Genomic DNA, 3,134 nt, shown 5'->3' with positions numbered 1-3,134 from the left:
CTGCTGTGACTAATGCGGCTAATCTTGCCTTCTTCATGGTTAATTTATCCCATCATCTTTTGGCTGATTTCCGTAAACATAATCCTGATTCTGGCATTATTGACCTGAAAGCTTACTACCGTGGTTTTCGATATGTCCGTGAAATGTTAAAAATACTTCCTCAAAAGCCTGAGCCTATTTTATTAGCCCAAATTTTTGCCAAGCTCACTTCTTTGGGACGTATTCATCCCCTTTCCACAGGCGTTGAAGCCTCGTAAATTGGCTAAGGTATTGTTAACGATAGTAAGTATTTTATTATACCAACAAGGCAGATGATAATAGTTATTTTTTAAACTTTACCGTTAAAATGTTTTATACAAAATACTTTAGGAAAGCATTAAGTAAAAGATAAAACGCCTTTTCTAATTTGGTTAATTTTATTATAAAAAGTAGAAACGAATGCCTTCAGCTTATACTTTACTCCGAATTAGCCCAATATTTTTAAATATACTATTAATTATTTGGACTATTATTGCTGATATAATTTTAGATGGAAAATATAGTTCTTGATATTTCCTCCCTCAAATAAATTTTTTAATAGTAGTTATTTGGCATATAAGACTTTTCCAGATTGAAATTAGAAAATTATTGTTTTTAATTTATGGATTATTAAATATGATAATATCGCTTATTATTTGTAGAATAAGTATATTTATAATTTGTTTGCGTGCTAGTTTTTAACAGCGATCGCTGCCAATGTGTGAAAATTTCTTGGATTGTTACATTAATCATAGATCAAGCAAAAATTACAGGACAAGCAACTGTTGTTTATAACAGTTAATGGAATAAATTTCGTAAGATGCAAACTTTGTGACTAGTACTGAAACAGTATTATATGCCCATTATGAAGATTGGCCCTATTTTAGTTTTCAGTTTACGCCGTCCTCACTACTCTATTCTAAGAATGAGTGACAATGGCTTCTAGCGATCGCACTGTGTCATCGCTCTACCTCTTTAAAAGTATTACTTTTTTTACTTAGAATTACTTATTTTATTTAGATAAACATATTTTTTACTAAAACTAATAGCTAAGATTTTAATTTCATGAAGCTCTAGCTAAAATACTGAAATTATAACTTCAGAAAAATTACGCTGTTTGTTTTTATGTAATTAAACTAAAAACGTATTATGTCAAACAATCTCAATACTTAACTCGTTCATCAATGAAATATAAGAAAGTCTTTAATTGCCTCAAAGTTGCTGTTACTACTGTTGGCATTCTTTCTGTAGCTCAAGGAGCCTATGCAGCTAACTTAACTGGAACAGCATTTAGCATCTCTTTAGAATGTTTGAACGACACTACAGGCCTCATCGCTGGGAAAAATCCTACTGATGCAAACGGTTGGCAGTATGCGTTTGATTCCAGCAAAGATGGCATGAATGGCAACTACTGGGTTGGTGCAGCCCCAGGGAAAGAAAACCCTTACGATATCCGAGGTATGGCTTTCAAAGAAACCTCTGACAGCGTGATTATCGCCATCAATGGCAACATGAAGTTAACGGGAGAAAGCGAAGCCGGGGCTGCTGGCGGGCAGATTGGATTTGGCGACTTGTTCTTCAACATGTCGGGTAAGACCTTTACCGATGCCATGAACAGTGGAGATTTGTTCGGTATTCGCTTTGCTGAAGCGAACGCTTCTGGTGTACAAAAGCTTGGTGTTTATAGTGGGGTTCAGGCAAAAACAGTTACCAACATCAAAGAAGGATACACAGTCCAAACCTATGGAGGCTTAACAGGTGGTAACAATTCCTATGAAAGTCAAGTCAAACAAGGTGGTGGTACTATAGGCTACGGTGATTTGACTAGTGCTTACTTTACTAATAACGGTAAAGATAAAACTTTCAATTTGAACGAAATCGCTTCAGGACAATATCTCACTGGTATTTCTTTCTTGACACAAGGAGCTATCAATAAACAACTACTAAACACTGGCTATGATGTAAATAAATTCACAGGTTCTCAAACTATTGCCTTTAAATTTAGTAAATCTACAATCGTTAAAGATGTTCCTGAATCTTCTACCCTAGCTGGTTTAACCATTGTTGGTTTAGCTATGGCTGGTAGCCAGATTCGTAAGAAATATCAACACAATTCAAAGCAAGAGTTAGCATAACTCAATTCTCTAAGCAGTTGGATGATATCTCTTAAGCCATCTACCTCCTGAAGCCCGATTTTGTGTTGGCACACAAAATCGGGCTGATTTTGTTTATTTTTAAAGTGATGAAGTTGCTATTGATGATATGCTGATTCGCAATAGATACCCAAGATTTGTACCAAAGTGTCAAAATTAATAGCGTAAATTCCGCAAAGACAGCCGCGATCGCTAGTAACTAAAAATCCTTAAACACTAGATATTTCAATGGTTACAGCAATTATGCGCCCTTGATGCTAAATATTCAATAACTATTTGAAGCGGCAATTTATATAAGTACCAAAATCTTTGAAAGCTAGAATTAGCAAGGCTTTTCAGCTTATATTTCCGAATTTGCGCTTATCTCGGCTCCATGCCTGTAATGCCTTCAATCACCCCAACAGTCAAAACTCCTGCTCCTAAAACAGACACCAGAAACAAAGGCAATAGTGAATGGATGGTTTCAGAACTAATATCTGTTAGTAGACTTACCAAACCTAATATCCAAACATTACGTGGAATTTTCGAGAAATCTGGAGCAGTCCTAGTTTTCATGAGTTTTCTTATTTAAAAATACTCATAATTATTGTTTCGAGGCTTTAAAAAGTACATCAGATATTCTAGCTGAAATTTGACTTGTCCTATTAAAGTCCCTGGTCAGAGAGCAGTACTAATGTGTTAAAAATTACAGATAATTTATTAGACCTCTTGCAAAAGTCGCTTAAGCAAATTCGGTTTGGGGAAGACGAAGCTCGTAATTGTAGAGAGCAGCAATCAGATTAAACCTCAAACTAAATCTTTTTCGACGATTTCTATAAGTGAAGGACAAAATTTTAAATACCTTCAGCTTCCGATTTACATGCTCACCTAAAACTCTGATTTTAGCTAATTCTTGATTGCTCTTTTTATCCTCACAAGTTAACTTACCTCCTCTAGGTTTTTTCTTAGGAATCTGACTATTGC

General features: G+C 35.1%; 3 protein-coding genes and 1 pseudogene. 2 read left to right on the top strand and 2 right to left on the bottom strand.

Annotated elements, in window-relative coordinates; genetic code table 11:
* Both I8752_RS21805 and I8752_RS21800 read left to right on the top strand, forming a co-directional pair.
* Positions 1-257 (top strand): annotated as a pseudogene (locus I8752_RS21805) (IS4 family transposase); the annotation flags it as partial.
* A 945-nt stretch (positions 258-1,202) separates the two neighbouring features.
* Positions 1,203-2,153: an XDD3 family exosortase-dependent surface protein gene (locus I8752_RS21800; RefSeq protein WP_214434373.1), complete on the top strand. Its 951-nt coding sequence runs from the start codon at positions 1,203-1,205 to the stop codon at positions 2,151-2,153.
* Between the two features lie 378 nt (positions 2,154-2,531).
* Here I8752_RS21800 and I8752_RS21795 read toward each other — a convergent pair whose 3' ends face one another.
* On the bottom strand, positions 2,532-2,726 hold the full coding sequence (locus I8752_RS21795) for a hypothetical protein (protein ID WP_404827112.1): 195 nt from the start codon (positions 2,724-2,726) through the stop codon (positions 2,532-2,534).
* Positions 2,727-2,892: 166 nt separating this feature from the next.
* Positions 2,893-3,134: transposase family protein (locus I8752_RS21790; protein WP_318780881.1), on the bottom strand; the 242-nt coding region annotated here is incomplete at its 5' end.

This window comes from Dendronalium phyllosphericum CENA369 (assembly GCF_016056275.1).
In the GTDB taxonomy this organism is placed as follows: Bacteria; Cyanobacteriota; Cyanobacteriia; order Cyanobacteriales; family Nostocaceae; genus Dendronalium; species Dendronalium phyllosphericum.
Note: the sequence above shows the minus strand (reverse complement) of the source record. Positions and strands in the feature narration are given on the sequence as shown.